Origin of the sequence: Anaerosolibacter sp. (assembly GCF_029240175.1) — a bacterium.
GTDB lineage: Bacteria > Bacillota > Clostridia > Peptostreptococcales > Thermotaleaceae > Anaerosolibacter.
This window is the reverse complement of sequence record NZ_JARBTM010000017.1, coordinates 102,135-122,750: the sequence shown is the minus strand read 5'-3', so window position 1 is coordinate 122,750 and position 20,616 is coordinate 102,135. Positions and strand designations below refer to the sequence as shown.

Below are 20,616 nucleotides of genomic sequence, written 5' to 3'. Positions count from 1 at the left end.
GGAAAGCCGTATGAGGGAGAACCTCACGTACGGTTTGATGAGGAGGTGGTGGAAGAGAGTTTCCTCAAATCCACCATTTTACTCTACAAGTTCTACTTTTCCTATTAAATAAAAAATCAGGGGTGCAGGGGAAGTATTCCCATGCCGTAGTCAGAGGGGTGCTCAGGGTGCCTAGCAGCCGTCGAAGGGGAACTAGGTTCCCCTAGCGAAGGCATCGTTAGATGCTTTTTATATTGTCTATACTGAAAAATTAAAAACTTTACTGGGTGCTTTGGATTTATAACTTTGAGCTAAATTAATCCAGATAAAATATTCTTAAAAATAGTTGGTTTACATATAATTTAACGATTGAAAAAAGGGGGAATCCAAATGTCATATCCATTTTATTGTTTACCATACTCTTCTTACCCACATTGGTATACACCCTGGAATTATAGTTGGATGCCGTGCGACTACTGTCACCCATACCAAAGAATGCACTGTCAGAACCTATATCTGCAGGGAAACATACAACTGTTCCAGCAACAAGGGAACTCTTTCACTTATCCATCCCGACAAATGCCTCAAAAAGAATTTACCCTAGAAGAGCTAGCGCAATACGACGGCTCAGGAGGAAAACCTGCATATGTCGCAGTCAATGGTATTGTCTATGATGTCAGCAATGAAGCCACCTGGGGCGGAGGAACTCACTTCGGTCTATATGCAGGCAAGGATCTCACAGCTCAATTTAAGGGATGCCATGGCATGGAATCGATTCTTGGTAAGCTTCTTAAAGTAGGGGAATTAAAGGCTTGATAGGAGGGCGGAATAAAGTGGAATCGTGTCCTATGATTCATTCGAAAAATTTGACCGCTAAAAATATCATTGCATTGGCAAAAGATAAGGTAAGACAATCTACCAGTGAAAAAATAAATCTGATTTGGCTTGAAGCAACTGGATGCTCAGGGAATATCATATCCTTGATGGATGGGGAAAATCCGGATATAGCGTATTTTTTGAAGGATATGGTGCGGTTAAGATATTGCAACAGCTTGATGGCAGCAGAAGGAGAAGCGGCCTATGGGCAGTTTCTTGATACGCTATCTTCGGAGTTTATTTTGGTTGTAGAAGGAGCAGTGGCCACAAAGGATAATGGATTTTATAATATCATTGCCAGTCATCGGGGAAAGCGCATTACTGCTTTGGAGGCAGTAAAAACAGCAGGAGAAAAAGCAAAATACGTTTTAGCGGTAGGGACTTGTGCATCCCATGGAGGCCCTTCAGCGGCGAAGCCAAACCCTTCTGGAAGCGTGAGTGTGGATCAGGTACTAGAACGAGAGGTTATTCGGGTACCTGGATGTCCGGGTCATCCAGATTGGATCACTGGGACCATTGCCCATATCATCTACTTTGGCAAACCAGAATTAGATGATAAAAATAGACCCAAAATCTTCTATGGCATATCCATCCATGATCGGTGTACAAGAAGATCTTATTTTGACCGAGGTGTCTTTGCAAGAAAGCTTGGGGATAAAGAGTGTATGTTTAAACTCGGCTGCCGCGGCCCTGTCACAAAAACTGATTGTCCTGTAAGGCAGTGGAATGGATATGTGAACTGGCCAATTAAAGACAACACACCTTGCATTGGATGTGCCCAAGAAAGGTTCCCTGATGGGATGGAACCCTTTGTCCGATATTGAAGGATTGGAGAGATTAAGCGTATGGGAAATATCATTACCATAAATCCTGTCACAAGAATCAGCGGCTTCCTGGAAATACAGATAGAAGTAGAAAACCATATTGTTATCGATGCAAAAAGCAGTGGTCTGTTGTTTCGAGGCTTTGAGAAGATGCTGAGGGGAAGACCACCCTTAGATGCCATCTATTTTACCCAGCGGATCTGCGGTATATGTTCTACGGCCCATTCTATGGGGTCAACTTTTGCCTTAGAAGATGCACTGAAAGTAACAGCAAGTGAAAATGATAGAATGATTCGAGACTATATCCATGGATGTGAGTTTTTACAAAATCACTTACGACATTTTTATCAGTATACCCTGCCTGACTTTGTGAAAGGACCAGAAATCAGTCCTTTATATGAAGCTTCCCATCAAGATTTCAGATTGCCAGAAAAGTTAAACCAAGAACTGGCTAGCCACTATCTTGAATCACTAAAATATAGCCGGTTGGCCCATGAAATGCTGGCAACATTAGGAGGAAAGGCACCCCATAACCATGGCATATTTGTGGGTGGTATTACTGTTAATTTGGATGCATCAGAATTCAATAAGGTAAAGTCCATCTTAAAAAATATTAAAGGATTTGTGCTGGATAAAATGATTCCTGACGTATATATCATCGCTGAATACTACCCTGATTACTATCATATAGGAAGCGGCTATAGAAATCTGATGAGTTATGGTGTTTTTGATTATCCAGATAAAGAAATCTTCTATGTGGCCCCAGGCGTGTGGGTAGGAGGAACTAGACAAGAATTCCAAGAAAATCAAATCACTGAAAATATTTATAAGGCATGGTACGAAGCCCAGAAGAATACTCAACAGCCAACAGACCCAACGGTAGAAGAAGATATAAAAAAAGAAGGTGCCTACACATGGATCAAGGCCCCTAGATATGAGGGTTTGCCCATGGAGGTAGGCCCGTTGGCAAGAATGTGGCTGAGTGGACAATATACAAGGGGCATATCCACCATGGATCGAACCATCGCAAGAGTCTTGGAAGTGAAGAAAATCATCGAAGTTATGGAAGGGTTACTGGAAAGAATGAAGCTGCAGCCTGCGAATCAAAGACCTTATGCTATACCAGATCAAGCATTAGGGAAGGGGCTCATTGACACCACGAGGGGAGCATTAGGCCATTGGATATCTATAGACAATAAAGTAATAAAGAACTATGAAATCATTACGCCATCCTCATGGAACCTTTCACCCGAAGATTCCAAAGGTGTTAAAGGAACGTTAGAAAAGGCATTGATAGGAACTTTGATACATGACATTAACCATCCTGTAGAAGTTGGAAGGATTGTGCGCTCCTTTGACCCTTGCGTCTCCTGCGCAACCCACATCGTCAGTGATCAATTCGATCCTGTGAAAATAAGGGTTGTGTAAGGTTGGGCATTTTATGGGTAGAAAATTAATTGCCATAGGCAATCAAATGATGACGGATGATGGCATTGCCATCAGGATCGCGGAACATCTAAAAGATTATCTAAAAGCACGGGATATACAGATCATCATTGGTGAAACCGATGTAGACTACTGCATTGACCAGATTCAGGATGGAGATGATCTCATCATTTTGGATGGGGTATATGGTGAAGGTATGCCAGGGGATATCTGGAATCTTCCTATAGAAAATATGGACTTCCGCAGAAAATGTTTTTTTACCCAACATCAACCCAATTTGTTAGATGGACTGAAACTCTATGACAAATGGGTAGATGGTGTTTTCATAGGTATTCAGATTGTGGATATTTCTTTTGGCTTAGACCTTAGTGAGGCAATGGAGGCGATTTTACCACAGGTGTGTGAAGCGGTACAAGAAAATATTGAGATACATATAAGGGGGAAAAACAATGCATGATACGATTTTACTAGGTAGAATATCCCAAGGGTTAGAGGGATTATGCAAAGAAAACAATATTTTAAGTATTGATCAGATGATCGTGGCCGTCAGTCTAACCAGCCATGTGAATTCTGAGAATCTGAAGGCATTTTTGCTAGAGCATAATGGATCTATTGTAGGTGAATGGACAGATATACTAGTGAAGAAGGAAGACATAGAGGACCAATCTGCCATTATCCATAGTGTGAAAGGTGATATCCTTGTGCGGTAAAGAAAAAGACGTATCTTACCAAATAAAGATTTTCGGGATCGTGCAAGGCGTGGGCTTCAGGCCATATGTCTATAATCTAGCCTGCCAATACAACCTGAGAGGCTTTGTAGGGAATAGTGGTGCTTCTTTGGTGACTCATGTGGAAGGAAAAAAAGAAAACATCAAAGGATTCGTCCTACATATAATGCGTCATCCGCCTCATCTTGCTCAAGTAGAAAACATTGAAATAGCTCGGAAGGATGTAGTTGAATACAAAGAATTTTCCATTCATGAGAGCAATGTGCTGGAAGATGGCTCTCGATTTATTTCTCCAGATGTGAGTGTATGTCCGGAGTGCATAGATGAGATTTTGGATAGTCAGAGCAGATGGTATCATTATCCATTTACCAACTGCACCAAATGTGGTCCAAGATATTCTATCATTGAAGATTTACCCTATGACCGCAAGAATACAACCATGAAATCATTTGAAATGTGTCCAGATTGTAGAAAAGATTATGAAGATCCATCAAATAGGAGATTTCATGCTCAACCCACCTGTTGTTCGGCATGTGGCCCCACCCTATCTTTACGGAATCAGCAAGGGGAGCATATTGAGTGTGAAGACGTAATAGCAACAACAGTTAGACTGATAAAAAGGGGGAAAATCGTTGCCATAAAAGGGCTGGGTGGGTATCACTTGGTATGTAATGCAGAGGATGAAAATGCCATCTTACGTCTCAGACTGCGAAAGCATAGACCCCATAAACCCCTAGCCATTATGGCGAAAGATATAGATCATATAACATTATATTGTTATGTGAATGAGGAAGAGGCTCATTTGCTGAAAAGTAATAGAAATCCAATTGTTCTATTGCATCGAAAAGAATTTTGTGACCTTCCTAAAATCATTGCGCCAGATACTCAAAAACTTGGCATGATGCTACCCTATACTCCGCTACATCATTTAATGTTTCAACAGGATATTCGTTTTCTAGTGATGACAAGCGGCAATATATCCGGTGCACCTATTCAATATAAAGATGATGAGGTATTCCATGCTTTAAACCCAATAGCAGACTATTTTTTGATACACAATCGGCAGATAAATACACCTGTAGATGATTCCGTTGTGAAGGTTTTTCAGAATCAAGAAATAGTCACAAGGGTGGGTAGGGGATATGCACCCTTTAGCATAAAATTAGGTGTGAAAGATGGAATCCTAGCATTGGGTGCTGAACAGAAAAATACATTTTGTCTTTCAAAAAATGGATACGGGTATACGAGTCAGTACCTAGGTGATATCAAGGGTTTTGATACATATAAGCTCTATGAAAATACGATGGAGCATTTCAATAAGTTGATGAATTCTAAGCCAACTGTTATGGCCTATGACATGCATCCAAGTTTTATATCCAGGAATAAACTTGATAAATTTAAGGGAATAAAAATCCCTGTTCAACATCACCACGCCCATATGGTCAGCTGTATGGCAGAGCATGGATTAAAAGGGCCGGTTATCGGTGTGATTTATGACGGCACAGGCTATGGGACTGATGATAATGTGTGGGGCGGAGAGTTTTTTGTGGGTACAGCGAAAGAATTTAAACGACCAGGACATTTTAAATATATCACGATCCAGGGGGGAGATCAGTCTGTGAAAGAACCTTGGAGGGTAGCGGCGTGTTATTTAGATGCTCTTGGGTATGACCCGAGAAAATACCTGAAGGGGATAGAACAAGATAAAGTAAATGTTATCCAACAGGCATTAAAGAGTAACATCAACTGTTATCGGTCCTCCAGTTTAGGTCGATTGTTTGATTGTGTATCTGCAATCGTAGGATTATGTCATGAAATATCCTATGAGGCCCAAGCTGCCATCATCCTTGAGAATATCGCAGACCCGTCAATTCATGATTCCTATAGCATGGATGTATCTTCTGAGGGTGAAGTGCTGGAGATAGATTATAGAAATCTTTTCAGTGAAGTAATGGCAGATATAGAATACGGTGTATCAGCATCCATTATTTCTTCAAAATTTCATAATGCAATATGCAATATCACTGCTCAAGTCGTTCAAGCCTTGAGTAACAAATATGGACTATCGGAAGTGGTTTTAAGTGGGGGCTGCTTCGAAAATCAGTACTTGCTAAACAATACAGTAAGCAAGCTTGCCTATATGGGCATGAAGGTATTCTACAATCAGAGAATTCCAATCAATGATAGCGGTGTGTCTATAGGACAGTTGATGATCGCAGATCAAACAGTATAGGGGTGATGGGATGTGTTTAGCTATACCTGCTGAAGTGATGAGCATTGAGGGTGCGTATGCCCTAGTAGATATTATGGGCGTAGAAACGAAGGTATATATTCTACTTATCGAAGAGCCAAGGATAGGTGATCATGTGCTAGTCCATGCGGGGTGTGCCATAGAGAGAATTCATAAAGAATACTATTCATTTTTGGAAGAACAGTATAAAAGTATATTAGACAGGGACGGACAAGTAGATGGATGAAAATCTGATAAGTAGGATGATAGAAGAAATAAATGGATTGAATAAACAGGAAACAAAAATAATGGAGGTCTGTGGAACCCACACCTATGCCATAGGTAAATATGGAATAAGATCATTGTTAAACCCTGAAACTCAGCTGTTATCTGGTCCAGGATGCCCCGTTTGTGTAACCTCCGAGAGTACGATAGATGCTGCTATAAAGATACTGGAGAATGATAACGTCATATTGACTACTTTTGGTGATCTTGTGAGGGTAAGAGGGGCCTATGAAAGTATATTAGATCAGCGGATAAAGAGCAAAACCGTTAAGATTTTATATACACCATTCGAGGCGTTAGAGATTGCACAGAATAACAAGGATAAGTTGGTTGTATTCCTTGCTGTTGGATTCGAAACCACCGCTCCGGTGATTGCTTCTGCGATTCAATTAGCCCAGAAAAAGAATATACTAAACATTTATTTCCTTTGCTCCTTAAAGCTTATGCCTCCTGTATTAAAGTTTATCTTAGATCAAAACCGTCAACATATACATGGAATGATTTGCCCAGGCCATGTGGCCGCAGTGATGGGAGAAGAATACTTCCAGTTTATTGAACAGGAATATGATATTCCTGCTGTAATTGCTGGATTTGAAGCAATGGACATTATTGGTGCCATATATACAGTTGTTCAATCTAGGAATAATCCAGGAACGAAGAAATTTGAAAACCTATATAGGCGATCTGTTCGAATCCATGGAAATCGAATCGCTAAGGAAACGATGAATGAAGTGTTTGAGGTATCTAGCGCAGAATGGCGTGGTATAGGATATATACAAGATTCTGCATTAACAATGAAAGCAAGTTATGCTCAATTTGATGCCCTAAAGAGATTTAATATACAACTGCTGCCACAACCAAACCGCTCGCAATGCATGTGTAAAGAAATATTATTGGGGATTAAAAAGCCAACAGCGTGCAATATGTTTGGAACAGGATGCATCCCTGAACATCCTTTGGGACCATGTATGATTTCCAGTGAGGGTGCATGCGCTTCCTATTACCGATATTAGCTATAGAGGGAGAACCTATTATGGATAATGCGATCAAATTATGCCATGGAAATGGTGGCAAGGACACAATGCAGTTAATCACAGACGTCTTTTATAAGCACTTTCTTAATCCCATACTTTCACAGGGATTAGATGCTGCAGTTTTAGAAATTGGGAAAGAGAGAATTGCTTTTACAACAGATACATTCGTGGTAAAACCAATATTTTTCCCGGGTGGTGATATCGGAAAACTATCCGTATGTGGCACCATAAATGACTTAGTAACGGTTGGAGCAAAACCACTTTATATGAGTTGTGGAATAATTATTGAAGAAGGCTTTGACTTAGAACTCCTTAAAAAAATCACAGCATCCATGGCGGAAACTGCCAGTCTTGCAGGGGTAAAAATTGTAACAGGTGATACAAAGGTAGTAGAGAAAGGTGCAGTGGATCAAATTTTCATCAATACCAGTGGAATAGGGCAGATACAAGACAATTATCAAGTCAAAAAAATCCATCCAGGGGATCAGATTATTGTTACGGGTACCATTGCTGAACATGGAACCACCATAGCGATTGAACAATATAAACTAAAAGTAAAAGGTAATTTTCGAAGTGACTGCACACCTCTTTATGAAATATTAAAGCACCTAGAAGACTATATGGACCATATCAAACTTATGAGAGATCCTACGAGAGGTGGTATTGCTACTACCCTAAATGAATTAGCGGTGCATTCAGGATATGGAATACGTCTTTTAGAAAAAAACATTCCGATTCGAAAGGAAGTGGCAGCGATAAACGAGCTGCTGGGCTTAGACCCTTTATATATTGCTTGTGAAGGAAGAATGCTTCTTGTTGTAGACAAGGATAAATCAAGAGAGATACTGCACTGCATTCAACAGGTTAGTAACTGTAGAGATGCTCAAATCATAGGGGGATTTTTAACCGATAGAGATCCATATGTATATATTGAAAACAGCTTTGGAGGCAGAAAGATAATAAAATCTTTGGAGGGAGAAATGATTCCAAGGATATGTTAAGGGGCTAAATAGATAGACATCGCAATTTCTATAAAATTATGATGGATGAAAATGTACTTATTTAATACAAAGACCTATGGGGATATCTGTATTTTGAATTTCTGTAGGTATTTTTTTATTTTTATTGGAGAGAATTCATAAAAGATCTCATAACAATCCTGAAGAACAGAAGATAATGAGGAGGAATATATTGACAGTAGATATGAAATAATATACTATGACTTACAAAAAATACTTTTAAAAATTCTGTGATGAGAAGAGTATCCATATATATTTTCTAATAGCGAGCAGGAGTATGGTGGAAGTTCTGCAAGAAAGCAAATGGAGAAGAGGGCCTCAGAGAAGCTGCCTGAACAGTATGTAAGGGTTAGCCGTTAACTGCGTTAAAGTATTGAGTGGGCTATATAGCCAATTTGAGTGGTACCGCGGATGCATATCCGTCTCATTTACTGGGACGGGTATTTTTTATGTGCTCTTTTAAATGAATCAATATAATCCAATGGGAGGTATATATGAAAATGCTCATTAAGAAAATAAGTAGTATCGTTGAAGATCAATTCGAACAGAGTGGTTATGATAGAAAGTACGGCACAGTCACAATATCAAACAGGCCAGATTTGTGCCAATTTCAATGTAATGGCGCTCTTCCTGCTGCTAAGCAATATAAAAAGGCACCTATTCAAATAGCCAACGAGATATTAGAGGAACTGAAAAAAGTAGAAGTATTTCATGATGTTTCAGTAGCTGGACCTGGGTTTATTAATATGAATATTAAGGATGGTTTCCTCGCTGAATACATAAATGAAATGTATAATAGTAAGAAACTTGGATGTGATGAAGTTCCTGACCCAAAAACCATTATTATTGATTATGGAGGTGCCAATGTTGCGAAACCCCTTCACGTTGGCCATCTTCGTTCAGCCATAATTGGTGAGAGTCTCAAGAGAATTTTTAAGTTTATAGGTCATAAAGTAATCGGTGATGTTCACTTAGGTGATTGGGGTCTGCAAATAGGTATGGTAATATCTGAACTAAGAAGACGAAATACAGATCTACCATATTTTGATGAAAACTTTCAAGGAGATTATCCAAAGGAAGCCCCTTTTACAATCGATGAGCTTGAAGAAATCTATTTCTAAAGCTATCCAAATTCAATGAAATGGTGGAGTTGAGTTTTACAGACAAGGCACCAAATAAAATATGTGACTATATTTATGATCTAGCGAGTACTTTTAATAGATTCTACCATGATAACAAAATAATATCAGAAGAAAACAACGATAAAAAGGCATCGTGGGTTAATCTCATATCTCTTACTATGAAAGTGCTTGAGACCGGTCTAGAGCTACTTGGCATTGAAACCCCTGAAAGAATGTAATAATGTCTAGACTTAGAAGGAAACAGGAAATGTCCTAAAAAGAAAGAAGTATAAGGTGTTTATGATAAAGTGTTGAATGAAAGATAACAATAGTAAAGTATGTTAAACAGCAAATTAGACAAGTATCGAATTTGGTGATATAATTTTAATATCATGAGGAAATTGGGTGATCGAATGGAGAAGGAGTTTGAACTAAGGGTTATCAATAAACCTTTGTTTTACATTGAGATCATAGCTTTGCTTAATAGGATTGTAAAGGATAGAGAACTCTTAGGGATTTCTTTAAATCATGAGCAAAATGAATTTTTAGATATTCTACAAGGTTTTAGGCTGCAGGGATTTGAACTGTTTGAACTACTACTCTATGATCCTATTGAGGATATGGGTAGTCTTGAAAGGCTATTAAAGGACTATCCAAAGAGAGACTTTTTGTATTTGCTATGTGGAGAAGAACTTGAAAAAGAAAAGATAGATATTCTAATTGAAAACTTTGATGCAATACATGGATTGATTGAAAAAGATAAATATCTATCGGCCTACAACTGGGAAAATGTGAGATATGCTTTTGAAAAGACCAAAGAATTTACCTGCAAACTCATTGATCTATTGAAATTTCTCAATAAGGAAGTTGAAAAATGCTTAGCAGATCAAAACATCTACAGCGAAAGTATTGCGAATGTAAGTATGGAACTGAAATCAAAGGTGCCATTGGATGTGGCGCAGGAGATGATGGGTAAGAAATTTAAGAGAGTGTATGACTTTCGTACCTATTATTTTGTTCCCGCTTATTTTTATAATGCACGGCCCATGCGGACCTTTCATCATCAAGCACAAATCTTAATTTACCCTGTTCAGCAAGTGAATATTTATGACAAGAATAGGATCGCCACTGCTTTGAGAATCATTGGTGACAATACGCGACTAGAGATTATACAAAAGCTCTCACAAAGGCCCATGTTTGGGAAAGAACTAGCAAAAGAGCTGGGGATCGTAACCTCTACCGTGTCCCATCATCTGGATCAGCTGCGTTCCATTGGACTAATTCATGAGGAACGGGATAAAAATACCAAATATTTTAGTATCAATCGAAAGGAATATCATCAACTCTGTGATGCCATGAAGGGTTTTATCAGTTAAAACAATTATAAACTATGAAGAGATAGCTAGGAGAACATCCTAGTTATTTTTTTATGAATCAAACATTTCGGTATTGATTTCTAAAAAGAGAGGTGATATGATGAATATAAAATTCGATATATATAGAATTAGATTGAAAGGGGATTTATATGGGAGTAATTGTCGTTAAAAATTTAAGAAGAGAATATGAAACTTCTCTAGGGGTTGTGAAGAGAGACAAAAAAATCGTTCATGCAGTCAATGACATCAGCTTCGAAGTGGAAAAAGGGGAGATATTTGGGTTGCTTGGTCCAAATGGAGCAGGAAAAACCAGTACCATCAAGATTTTGACTACTTTGTTGGCACCTACCTCTGGAGAAGCTACGGTTTTAGGTCATAAGTGCTTTGGTGAAGAGAAAGAACTGCGAAAGAAGATCAACTTTATCTTTGGCAGTGAAAGAAGTCTTTATTGGAGACTTTCTGCCTATGACAACCTTTCTTATTTCTGCGATTTGTACCATGTACCTGAAAAGATGAAGAAGGATCGGATTGAAAAATTGCTAGAGATGGTTGGATTAGAAGATAGAGCCCATTATAGAGTGGAGACTTTTTCAAAGGGAATGAAACAGCGGCTTCAAATTGCACGGGGCTTGGTGAATGATCCTGAGGTATTGTTCCTTGACGAACCAACGATTGGGTTAGATCCCATGGGGGCTAAAACTCTGAGAAAAATCATAAAGCAGTTAGCAGAACAGGGGAGAACCATTCTCCTTACAACCCACTATATGCTGGAGGCAGATGAACTTTGTGATCGGATTGCGATCATCAATAAGGGAAAACTTTTTGCCTTGAACACCAGTGAAAAGTTAAAAGACAATATGGATTCGTCTATGATCGAAGTAGATTTACATACATTACGAGAAGATACAGTATCTAGACTAAAAGGAATTGAAAATATTACTGATGTAAAAGTTGTCACTGATGATCTAGGACACAGATTAAAAATAGAATGCAGAAATCCTAGACAGATCATGTCCCTGGTGAATGAACAGCTATATGACAATAAAGTAAAATCCATCAATATGCGAGAGGCCACTCTGGAAGATGTATATCTTAAAATCATCGGAGGTGAGCAAAGTGCTTAGTGATGTAAAGGTTGTTCTCGCAAGCTGTAGGCTGCAAATGAAACAATCATTCTCTAGGTCTATGTTTAAGTTTTGTATCCTTGCCTATCCAATACTTGCAGCTATTACCTTTTATTTGATCTACGCAGGTCAAAACGATCAAACCCTAATATCTTATGTTTTCCTAGGCACGGCAATCACTAGCATGTGGTCCTCCATCAGTTTCTCTTCAGCAGGGGATATAGACAGAGAGCGTTTTATGGGTGCTTTGGAAGTGATCTTCTGTTCACCTACAAGGTTTCGGATGATTATGTTTGGAAAGGTTATCGGCAATACTCTCCTAGGGATTGCATCCATGTTCATCAGCTTTCTGATGGTGACCCTCCTATTTCAAGTCCCATTCACTTTGACTCATCCCTTGTTATTTATTGTCAGCATGTTTGTAGGAATTATTTCCTTTATATTCATTGCAATGCTTCTGTCGGGATTGTTGGCCATATCTAGAAACACAAGGGTACTAATGAACTGCATCGATTATCCCGTGTTCATTTTATGCGGTACGGTATTTCCTATTGAAGTATTGCCTGAATGGGTAAGACCTTTGTCCTATCTTTTAAGCCCGACTTATGTTTTAGAACTGGCGAGGATGAGTATCAACGGGATCACAGATATCCGACTATTTTACTATCACATGCTAGGCTTAGGGATTGTTACGATACTTTACTTACTTGCATATCTGAAATTTTATGAAATCATTGATGTGAAGGCTAGGAAAGAAGCAACTTTGGAGGTGATTTAAATGAAAAGATTTTTTAGAATGTCTTCCTTTTCCTTTAAGGCTCTATTGGGTTGGTTGGATCCAAAACTGTACGTGATTTACAAGATTGTTGACCCAGCTTTGCAAATGATTTTTTATACCCTGATGGTACAATTCGTTTATAAAGCCCAGGATATCACCCCATGGATTCTAGGTAATGCCATCCTGTTATGTACAAAGAATGCAGTATTTGCTGTAGGAGTGATGCTTAGGAGTGACAGAGATCAGGGAACCCTGCAGATGATCGTAGCTTCTCCTGTAAATAAACTCCTCGTGTTTCTCTCTAGGGTTTTCTTCAACGTAATCGATTCAGCCTTTACTGTAGTCATTGGTCTAGTTGTTGGGGTTCTATTCTTTGGATTGGATTTCACAGGGACCAATATGCTGGCTTTTGCACTGGCTATAGCTGTGGCGATGATCGGCGGTACGGGTATCGGCCTCGTACTTGGAAGTATAGCCCTAGTAGTGAAGGAAATTCACTTTTTCCTTAATGTAGCGAATATGGTCCTTTATATCCTTACTGGTGCGAGCTTTAGCCGTGAAAAGCTTCCAAGCCTAGTTTATCCTGTAACGAGCCTCATTCCCATTACTCGCAGTATTGATGCTTCAAGAATTATCGTTGCCCACGGGGATTTAGCAAGTGCTATGGGCCTCCTAGGGATGGACTTGCTTATCGGAATAGTCTATGCCTTGATTGGTTTTGCCCTATATCAATATTTCGAGTACAAGGCCAGGGTTTTGGCCACACTAGAAGCCTATTGATGTGCCATTTCATAAAAAAAGACAAGGAAGGCGTTTGTTTGCCTTCCTTATCTTTGCTATCTTGGGAATAATGTGGTGTTCTGGGAACGTAGACTAACAATAGCTTTTTTCATCTGTTCGATCATGCCAGCTTCACCTTTTTTGAGATAACCCCTAGGGTCATAAACCTTTTTATTGCCCACTTCGCCATCAATTTTTAGAATGCCGTCATAATTTTTATAGAAATGATCAGCAATACCTCTTGTGAAGGCATACTGCATATCGGTATCTACGTTCATTTTAACAACACCATATTCTAATGTCTCATGAATCTCTTCAAGACTAGAACCGGACCCTCCGTGGAATACCAAGTCGAGGGTATTTTCTTCGCCAAATTCCTTGACAATTGCATCTTGGCCATGTTTTAGGATTTCTGGTCTTAGTTTGACGTTGCCGGGTTTGTATACGCCATGGACATTTCCAAAGGTTGCAGCCAGTAAAAATCTACTGTTCGGTACTTTCCCTAGCTCCCTTGCTACTGCCAGCATATCCTCCGGTGTTGTGTATAGCTTCTCAGCAGGGGCATCTTCATGGCTGACACCATCTTCTTCTCCGCCAACAACACCCGCTTCGATTTCAAGGATCAATTCGCTCTTTGCACATCTTTCCAATAGACTTTTAGAAATTCGGAGATTTTCCTGTAGCGGCAGTTCTCCACCATCAAACATATGAGAATTAAATAGGTTTGGAAGACCTTGGGCTCTTCTTTTTTCTGTTTCTTCAATCAAAGGAAGAAGAAAACTATCTAACTTGCTTTCCTGACAATGATCGGTATGTAGCGCAATATAAACATTATATTTTTCTGCAAGCAAATGAATATGATTTGCTAAGCTGATGGCACCAAGGGCCATTCCTTCCTTACCTAGACCGGATGCAAATTCTGCACCACCAGTAGAAACCTGGATGATTCCATCTGTTTTCATTTCCGCAAAAGCTTTCATAGCTGCATTTGCAGTAGTCATAGAAGTAACATTTACAGCTACATAAGCAAATTTGTTTTTCTTTGCATGATCTAGCATGCTGCAGTACTGTTGATAATTTACAATTGGCATAGCATGACCTCCCTTTATATTTTGAAGTTGAATTTACGAAAACACGAAAGGGACTTAAAATGACCCTGTGGGACAAAAATACCCCTAAACTATTTTACCATAAATTGATGAATATTTAAATGCAAATATTTAGAATCGTTTACTTTGAGGAGATATAGGTTGAACAATTGAGAGGTGCTAGTATCGGTGAGCTGTATGGACTAAAAAAAGAGTAACGAGACAGAATCCAGGGAAATATTTAAAATTGGAGGGTACTACTGACTTGCAATTAGACAGGATAGCAAAAATATAGTCTATAAAATTTGCCAGGGACAAAGATTCTATCACCTTGTCCCTGTCCCTTAATAATTATTTGGAAGCTTGAATGACTTCTACTACTTCATCAACAGTAGGAATTCTACCTGAAATTTTCACTTCACCATTTACTAGCAGGGCTGGGGCATTCATCACGCCGTGTTTAACAATATCCCTGGCATCACTTATGGTTTCAAACTCAATATCCATACCTAGCTGGGTAAGTGCCGCATCAACGATGGGCTCCATTTCACTGCCGCTTCAACATACGTGTTCTAGAATCTTTATTTCCATGACTAAACCTCCTTGATTGATCTGATGATAGGTAATGTGCTAAAAATATCTACCTGTATATTTTAAGTACCTTATTTCATTTTTATATCCTTCATGTAGATTTTTTAGCAAATTCATTTTATAAATAAATACATATTCATGTATGTGATGTAAGTCACAGGTCGGAAAAGCGGTTTATGATATTCTTAGTCATAGGAAGTGGTTTTAGAAGGCGAATAGATTTTAGTCATATTGAGGACGGAGGCCTAGGTAAATGGATATGAAGATATATAAAAAGCATTATGAGACGATAAGGAATATGGTAAGAGACTTAGGCATTGAAGCAGCCGATGAATACCTGCAGGATGAATTGAAAATTATGATTAAAAATATATCTGCTTTGAGAGAAAAGGTGGACAAACTGAAAGATAACTTGTCCAAGACAACCAATAGTGATGAAAGAACACATATGGAATATGACGTTCAGGATCAAGAAGATCTCCTAAGAAACCTTTTGATCAAGTTAAAGGTTATCGACGAAAGGTATATATGTTTTAAGGAGTATGTAAGGGCGAGAAGCTGAGAAGGATAAAGATGTACTATGGAAGTATCTTGATTGATATAGGGTAGTATTTCATAACAGTAGATAAAAATTTTTATCTACTGTTATTTTTATGATGATCATGGAAAAATTTTGGGTATATATGCCAACGGGGCCATCCGAAATGGCAAATCATAAAACTAAGGAGGATATGTTGATGGAAAATCAAATGTTCTGTTTTCAATGTGAGCAAACCTTAGGGGGCAAGGGATGTGTGAAGCATGGCATATGCGGAAAGAGTCCAGAAGTAGCAGGACTACAAGATTTGTTAATACATATGCTAAAAGGAATAGGATTTTATGGACAGAAGGCCATTGAAAAAGGTCTAAAGATTGATGATGAGACCAATAAGTTTGTCATCGATGCAATCTTTTCAACTTTGACCAATGTAAACTTTGATCCAGAAAGATTTGTAGACTACATAAGAAAAGCTTCTGTGATAAAGGATGGGCTCAGGGACTTAGCTAGTGAAATTGAAGGTGCGATTCCAAGTACTGCGCTATACGTTCCACCTGCTACGGAAGCTGAAATGCTTGAAGCCTCTAAGGGATTTGGTGTTATGGCAGATACAAGTCTTAATGAAGACATTCGATCTCTTAGAGAATTAATGATCTATGGAATGAAGGGAATGGGAGCCTATGCCCATCATGCCCATGTTCTTGGTAAGATGGATGAGACGGTTAGCAGCTTTTTCTACAAAGGGCTAGCGGCAACATTAGATAATAGCTTAGAAGTAGGAGATTTAATAGGATTAAACATGGAGTTAGGGCAAGTAAACTATAAATGCATGGAGTTACTGGATGGTGCCAATACAGGAACCTATGGACATCCAGTTCCTACAGAAGTACTTATTACAAAAAAGAAAGGTCCGTTCATCGTAGTTTCTGGTCATGATTTAAAGGATTTAAAACAATTGCTGGAACAGACGGAAGGAAAGGGTATCAATATCTATACCCATGGAGAGATGATACCAACCCATGGCTATCCAGAACTTAAGAAATATCCTCATTTGGTGGGTAACTACGGGGGCGCATGGCAAGACCAGCAAAAGGAATTTGACGGACTACCTGGTGCCATTTTGATGACAACGAACTGCCTCCAGAAGCCTAGGGACAGCTATAAGGATAGAATCTTTAACACAGGAATCGTTGGATTCCCAGAGGTTGGGTATATAAAAGGTTCTGAAGGTGTAAAGGACTTTACACCGGTGATTGAGAAAGCCTTAGAGCTGGGAGGATGGCTAGAGGATGAGCCAGAAAAGAAAATTCTTGTTGGGTTTGGTCACAATACAGTGTTAAGTGTTGCAGATAAAGTTATTGATGCTGTAAAGAGTGGAGCCATTAAACATTTCTTCCTTATTGGAGGATGTGATGGCGCCAAGCCAGGAAGAAATTATTACACAGAGTTCGCAGAAAAAGCACCAGAAGATACTGTGATCTTAACACTTGCATGCGGTAAATTTAGATTTAACAAAAAAGAATTCGGATCAATCGGTGAACTGCCAAGATTAATGGATATGGGACAATGTAATGATGCCTATTCAGCGGTCAAAGTGGCAGCAGCATTGGCGGATGCCTTTGGATGCAGTGTGAATGAACTTCCCTTATCCTTGATTTTATCTTGGTATGAGCAAAAAGCCGTGTGTATTTTGCTTACCCTGCTTTCATTGGGCATCAAAAACATTCACATAGGCCCGTCATTGCCAGCATTTATTTCACCAAACGTTTTACAAGTGTTGGTGGATAATTTCAATATCACGCCGATTTCAAATGTTGAAGCAGACATGGCTGCAATCCTTGGAGAAGAAGCTTTAGCATAATAAATTGAAAGACTATCCGCTTATGGGTAGTCTTTTCTATTTTATTCTAGCCATACAAATTGTTTGAATTTCGACAGAATTTTCAATATAATGGATACAGATGTGATTAATATTTATTGTGAAGGATGTGCATTCTTTTGGCGGCCATAAGGAAAAGATCATCGATATTGACACTGATTACCATTTGTCTTCTCATTCTATTAAGCAGTGGTGGGTTTTTTACTATGTATTTAACCCATACCATTAAGACTGATGCAGAGGTCATCAATAAATTGGGTATTATAAGAGGTTCTATTCAACGTCTTGTAAAATATGAATTAGCAGGGATTGAAAGCAATGAATTAATCGAGGAGATAGATTCAAAAATCAACGAATTTAACGGTAACAAGATAAGGGTATATGATAAAAAGGGAGAAATCCAGTATGCTTTAGGTGATCTATGCCAGACATGGACGCCGCTAAAGGAGTCAATAGATGATTTTAGAAGGAGTCCCTCTAGTCAAAACAAACAGGTGTTACTTGAAAGAAGTGAGGAAGTCTGGACGAAATCAAATACGATGGTATTGACATCCCAGGGTGTTACAGAAAGAAAAGTGGATAGATTCCAGACCAGTTTTATTTTTTTTGGAATAAATCTAGGTTTAGGAATTTTAATTATTTTTCTTATAAAGAGATATGTAAAAGATACATTAGAGTATCTCGTCAATTATGATGGATTAACAAAATTATACAATAGAAGATATTTCAATGAATATCTGGGCAAAGAGATTTCCATAGTAGAAAGATATGCCAAGGATCTGTCACTGGTTATGTTTGATATAGACCATTTTAAAAAGGTAAATGACACATATGGTCATGACATTGGTGATAGTGTGCTTAAAGAATTATCTAACTTAGTACAAAACCATATAAGGCAAAGCGATATGTTGGCTAGAATAGGTGGCGAGGAATTTGCTGTTGTAGCACCAGAAACAGATGGAGAAAGTGCCGTGTTATTATCAGAAAAAATTAGAAAGATTGTGGAAGAACACGATTTTATGCATGTAGGGAAAATCACAATCAGCTTAGGGGTAACTCAGTTTACCCAAGGAGATAGTAGTGATTCTATTTACAAGAGGGCTGATATTGCTCTATATAAAGCGAAAAATAATGGACGTAACCGAAGCGAAATGGAAATGAGTCAGGTGTTGAACTAGAAAAATAAGGCCTATAGGGATGTAGACATCCCTATAGGCCTTATATAATTTTTATATTTCAATAATAATTGGTAAGATCATTGGTTTTCTCTTTGTTTTCATATAAAGATGCTCACCTAATGATTTTTTTACACTATCCTTGATTGCACTCCAATCTTTGCCTTGTGATTCTGAAAGGGCATTCATGGCGATACTTTTCATTTCTGACATCAGTTCTTCAGATTCTCTTACATAGATAAAACCTCTGGATATGATATCAGGACTGTTGGTAACCATGCCGGTTTCCTTATCGATGGTAATCATGAGAATGACCATTCCCTCTTGAGATAAGAGCTTCCGATCCCTTAAAACGATATTACCCACATCTCCTACACCAAGACCATCTACAAAAACTTTACCAGAAGGTACCTTGCCAGCAATTTTAGCATTTGAAGCATCTAATTCTAGAACATTGCCTGTATCCATGATAAAAATATTTTCCATAGATAGACCTAACTCCTCTGCAATAAGGGCGTGGTGTCTAAGGTGCTTATATTCTCCATGAACCGGCATAAAGAACTTTGGCTGAACGAGACGATGGATCAATTTTAACTCTTCCTGGCAGGCATGGCCTGAAACATGGACATCCTCAAGGGATTCGTAAATTACATTTGCACCTTTTTGGAACAACATGTTTACGTTGTTAGATACCATTTTTTCATTACCAGGGATCGGAGTCGCGGAAATGACAACCAAATCACCAGGTACAATTTCTACCTGCCTATGGGTGGATGATGCCATTCTAGATAGGGCAGCCATGGGTTCCCCTTGACTTCCAGTGGTAATAATCATCAATCGGTTTGCCGGGTATTTATTGATATCTTTAATATCAATAAAGGTACCTTCAGGAGCGTTAAGATAGCCTAATTCCAGGGCTACATTGACTACATTAATCATACTCCTTCCAGAAAGGGCTACTTTACGGTTCGTGTTAATAGCTACATCCAGTATTTGTTGAACCCGGTGGATATTGGATGCAAAGGTGGCAACGATAGCTCTTCCTGGAACATTGGCAAATATTCGCTTAAAGCTTTCGCCTACTCGTCTCTCAGACATTGTATAGCCCTCACGCTCAGCATTGGTACTGTCGGCCATGAGCAGCAGGACACCCTTTTTGCCTAACTCTGCAAAACGGGCTAGATTAATCGCAGCACCTTCAATCGGTGTATAATCTATCTTGAAATCCCCCGTATGCACGACCACCCCAACTGGTGTATGTATTGCCAAGGCTGCTGCATCGGCAATACTGTGGTTAGAGTGAATGAACTCCACTTTGAATATGCCCAACTCAATGGTTTGGCCTAATTGAACAGTTTGTAGGTTTGTATCTCCGAGCATGCGATGTTCTTCCAGCTTGTTTTTTAACAAGCCAAGGGTGAGCTTTGTCCCAAAAACAGGTACATTGATCTCTCTTAATACATAAGGCAATGCTCCGATATGGTCTTCATGACCGTGGGTCAAGACAATACCTTTAACCTTATCCTTTTTATTTCGTAAATAGGTGATGTCAGGGAGTACCAAATCGATACCCATCATTTCATCTTCGGGAAAGGCAATACCGCAATCTACAATGATGATATCTTCTCCGTACTCAAAGACTGTAATGTTTTTCCCTATTTCCCCTAGTCCTCCTAAGGGAATAATTCTTAGTTTCTTCTTACTTTTAGACATAAAAAACCTCCGTATTCATTTTTAACTATATT

General features: G+C 38.9%; 21 protein-coding genes and 1 other annotated feature. Of the genes, 18 read left to right on the top strand and 3 right to left on the bottom strand.

Annotated features, from left to right (window positions below; genetic code table 11):
- Nucleotides 1-369: 369 nt before the first annotated feature.
- The 15 genes from K0R93_RS13885 to K0R93_RS13815 all read left to right on the top strand — a co-directional run bounded on the left by K0R93_RS13885 (nucleotide 370) and on the right by K0R93_RS13815 (nucleotide 13,600).
- Nucleotides 370-795: a cytochrome b5 domain-containing protein gene (locus K0R93_RS13885; protein WP_300302421.1), complete on the top strand. Its 426-nt coding sequence runs from the start codon at nucleotides 370-372 to the stop codon at nucleotides 793-795.
- A gap of 17 nt (nucleotides 796-812) precedes the next feature.
- Nucleotides 813-1,679, top strand: a complete 867-nt coding sequence (locus tag K0R93_RS13880; protein ID WP_330685167.1) for a hydrogenase small subunit — start codon at nucleotides 813-815, stop codon at nucleotides 1,677-1,679.
- Between the two features lie 21 nt (nucleotides 1,680-1,700).
- The gene (locus tag K0R93_RS13875) at nucleotides 1,701-3,107 is read left to right on the top strand and encodes a nickel-dependent hydrogenase large subunit (RefSeq protein ID WP_300302419.1); all 1,407 of its coding nucleotides are present in this window, start codon (nucleotides 1,701-1,703) and stop codon (nucleotides 3,105-3,107) included.
- A 13-nt stretch (nucleotides 3,108-3,120) separates the two neighbouring features.
- Nucleotides 3,121-3,582 (top strand): hydrogenase maturation protease, encoded by a 462-nt coding sequence (locus K0R93_RS13870; protein ID WP_300302418.1) that lies wholly within the window; start codon nucleotides 3,121-3,123, stop codon nucleotides 3,580-3,582.
- Nucleotides 3,575-3,835 (top strand): hypothetical protein, encoded by a 261-nt coding sequence (locus K0R93_RS13865; RefSeq protein WP_300302416.1) that lies wholly within the window; start codon nucleotides 3,575-3,577, stop codon nucleotides 3,833-3,835. Before K0R93_RS13870 ends, K0R93_RS13865 begins: the two co-directional genes overlap by 8 nt.
- The gene (gene hypF / locus K0R93_RS13860) at nucleotides 3,825-6,086 is read left to right on the top strand and encodes a carbamoyltransferase HypF (protein ID WP_300302414.1); all 2,262 of its coding nucleotides are present in this window, start codon (nucleotides 3,825-3,827) and stop codon (nucleotides 6,084-6,086) included. Before K0R93_RS13865 ends, hypF begins: the two co-directional genes overlap by 11 nt.
- A gap of 10 nt (nucleotides 6,087-6,096) precedes the next feature.
- Nucleotides 6,097-6,330: a HypC/HybG/HupF family hydrogenase formation chaperone gene (locus K0R93_RS13855; RefSeq protein WP_300302412.1), complete on the top strand. Its 234-nt coding sequence runs from the start codon at nucleotides 6,097-6,099 to the stop codon at nucleotides 6,328-6,330.
- The gene (gene hypD, locus K0R93_RS13850) at nucleotides 6,323-7,381 is read left to right on the top strand and encodes a hydrogenase formation protein HypD (RefSeq protein WP_300302410.1); all 1,059 of its coding nucleotides are present in this window, start codon (nucleotides 6,323-6,325) and stop codon (nucleotides 7,379-7,381) included. Before K0R93_RS13855 ends, hypD begins: the two co-directional genes overlap by 8 nt.
- Before the next feature lie 20 nt (nucleotides 7,382-7,401).
- Nucleotides 7,402-8,403: a hydrogenase expression/formation protein HypE gene (hypE, locus tag K0R93_RS13845; RefSeq protein ID WP_300302408.1), complete on the top strand. Its 1,002-nt coding sequence runs from the start codon at nucleotides 7,402-7,404 to the stop codon at nucleotides 8,401-8,403.
- Nucleotides 8,404-8,642: 239 nt separating this feature from the next.
- Nucleotides 8,643-8,851 (top strand) — a binding site (T-box leader).
- Between the two features lie 64 nt (nucleotides 8,852-8,915).
- Nucleotides 8,916-9,542 (top strand): arginine--tRNA ligase domain-containing protein, encoded by a 627-nt coding sequence (gene argS, locus K0R93_RS13840; protein WP_330685166.1) that lies wholly within the window; start codon nucleotides 8,916-8,918, stop codon nucleotides 9,540-9,542.
- A 20-nt stretch (nucleotides 9,543-9,562) separates the two neighbouring features.
- On the top strand, nucleotides 9,563-9,781 hold the full coding sequence (locus K0R93_RS19210; protein WP_300302406.1) for a DALR anticodon-binding domain-containing protein: 219 nt from the start codon (nucleotides 9,563-9,565) through the stop codon (nucleotides 9,779-9,781).
- A gap of 174 nt (nucleotides 9,782-9,955) precedes the next feature.
- Nucleotides 9,956-10,918 carry an ArsR/SmtB family transcription factor gene (locus K0R93_RS13830; RefSeq protein ID WP_300302404.1) on the top strand — a complete coding sequence of 321 codons (963 nt, stop codon included), beginning with the start codon at nucleotides 9,956-9,958 and terminating at the stop codon, nucleotides 10,916-10,918.
- A 149-nt stretch (nucleotides 10,919-11,067) separates the two neighbouring features.
- Nucleotides 11,068-12,042 (top strand): ABC transporter ATP-binding protein, encoded by a 975-nt coding sequence (locus K0R93_RS13825; protein WP_300302402.1) that lies wholly within the window; start codon nucleotides 11,068-11,070, stop codon nucleotides 12,040-12,042.
- Entirely contained in the window at nucleotides 12,035-12,820 is a 786-nt protein-coding gene (locus K0R93_RS13820) for an ABC transporter permease (protein ID WP_300302400.1), read from the top strand. Before K0R93_RS13825 ends, K0R93_RS13820 begins: the two co-directional genes overlap by 8 nt.
- Entirely contained in the window at nucleotides 12,821-13,600 is a 780-nt protein-coding gene (locus K0R93_RS13815) for an ABC transporter permease (protein ID WP_300302398.1), read from the top strand.
- Nucleotides 13,601-13,656: 56 nt separating this feature from the next.
- On the opposite strand, the gene fbaA is transcribed toward K0R93_RS13815, so the two are convergent.
- Nucleotides 13,657-14,691 carry a class II fructose-bisphosphate aldolase gene (gene fbaA, locus K0R93_RS13810; RefSeq protein ID WP_300302396.1) on the bottom strand — a complete coding sequence of 345 codons (1,035 nt, stop codon included), beginning with the start codon at nucleotides 14,689-14,691 and terminating at the stop codon, nucleotides 13,657-13,659.
- A 348-nt stretch (nucleotides 14,692-15,039) separates the two neighbouring features.
- Nucleotides 15,040-15,234 carry a thioredoxin family protein gene (locus tag K0R93_RS13805; protein WP_300302394.1) on the bottom strand — a complete coding sequence of 65 codons (195 nt, stop codon included), beginning with the start codon at nucleotides 15,232-15,234 and terminating at the stop codon, nucleotides 15,040-15,042.
- Nucleotides 15,235-15,532: 298 nt separating this feature from the next.
- Between K0R93_RS13805 and K0R93_RS13800 the strand changes: the two genes are divergently transcribed.
- The 3 genes from K0R93_RS13800 (at nucleotide 15,533) to K0R93_RS13790 (ending at nucleotide 18,874) form a co-directional block, all read left to right on the top strand.
- Nucleotides 15,533-15,841, top strand: a complete 309-nt coding sequence (locus tag K0R93_RS13800; RefSeq protein ID WP_300302392.1) for a hypothetical protein — start codon at nucleotides 15,533-15,535, stop codon at nucleotides 15,839-15,841.
- Nucleotides 15,842-16,016: 175 nt separating this feature from the next.
- Nucleotides 16,017-17,678: a hydroxylamine reductase gene (gene hcp, locus K0R93_RS13795; protein WP_300302390.1), complete on the top strand. Its 1,662-nt coding sequence runs from the start codon at nucleotides 16,017-16,019 to the stop codon at nucleotides 17,676-17,678.
- Between the two features lie 137 nt (nucleotides 17,679-17,815).
- Nucleotides 17,816-18,874 (top strand): GGDEF domain-containing protein, encoded by a 1,059-nt coding sequence (locus tag K0R93_RS13790; protein WP_300302388.1) that lies wholly within the window; start codon nucleotides 17,816-17,818, stop codon nucleotides 18,872-18,874.
- A 51-nt stretch (nucleotides 18,875-18,925) separates the two neighbouring features.
- Here K0R93_RS13790 and K0R93_RS13785 read toward each other — a convergent pair whose 3' ends face one another.
- A complete protein-coding gene (locus K0R93_RS13785) occupies nucleotides 18,926-20,584 on the bottom strand; it encodes a ribonuclease J (protein WP_300302386.1) in 1,659 nt (552 codons plus the stop codon).
- Between the last annotated feature and the right edge of the window lie 32 nt (nucleotides 20,585-20,616).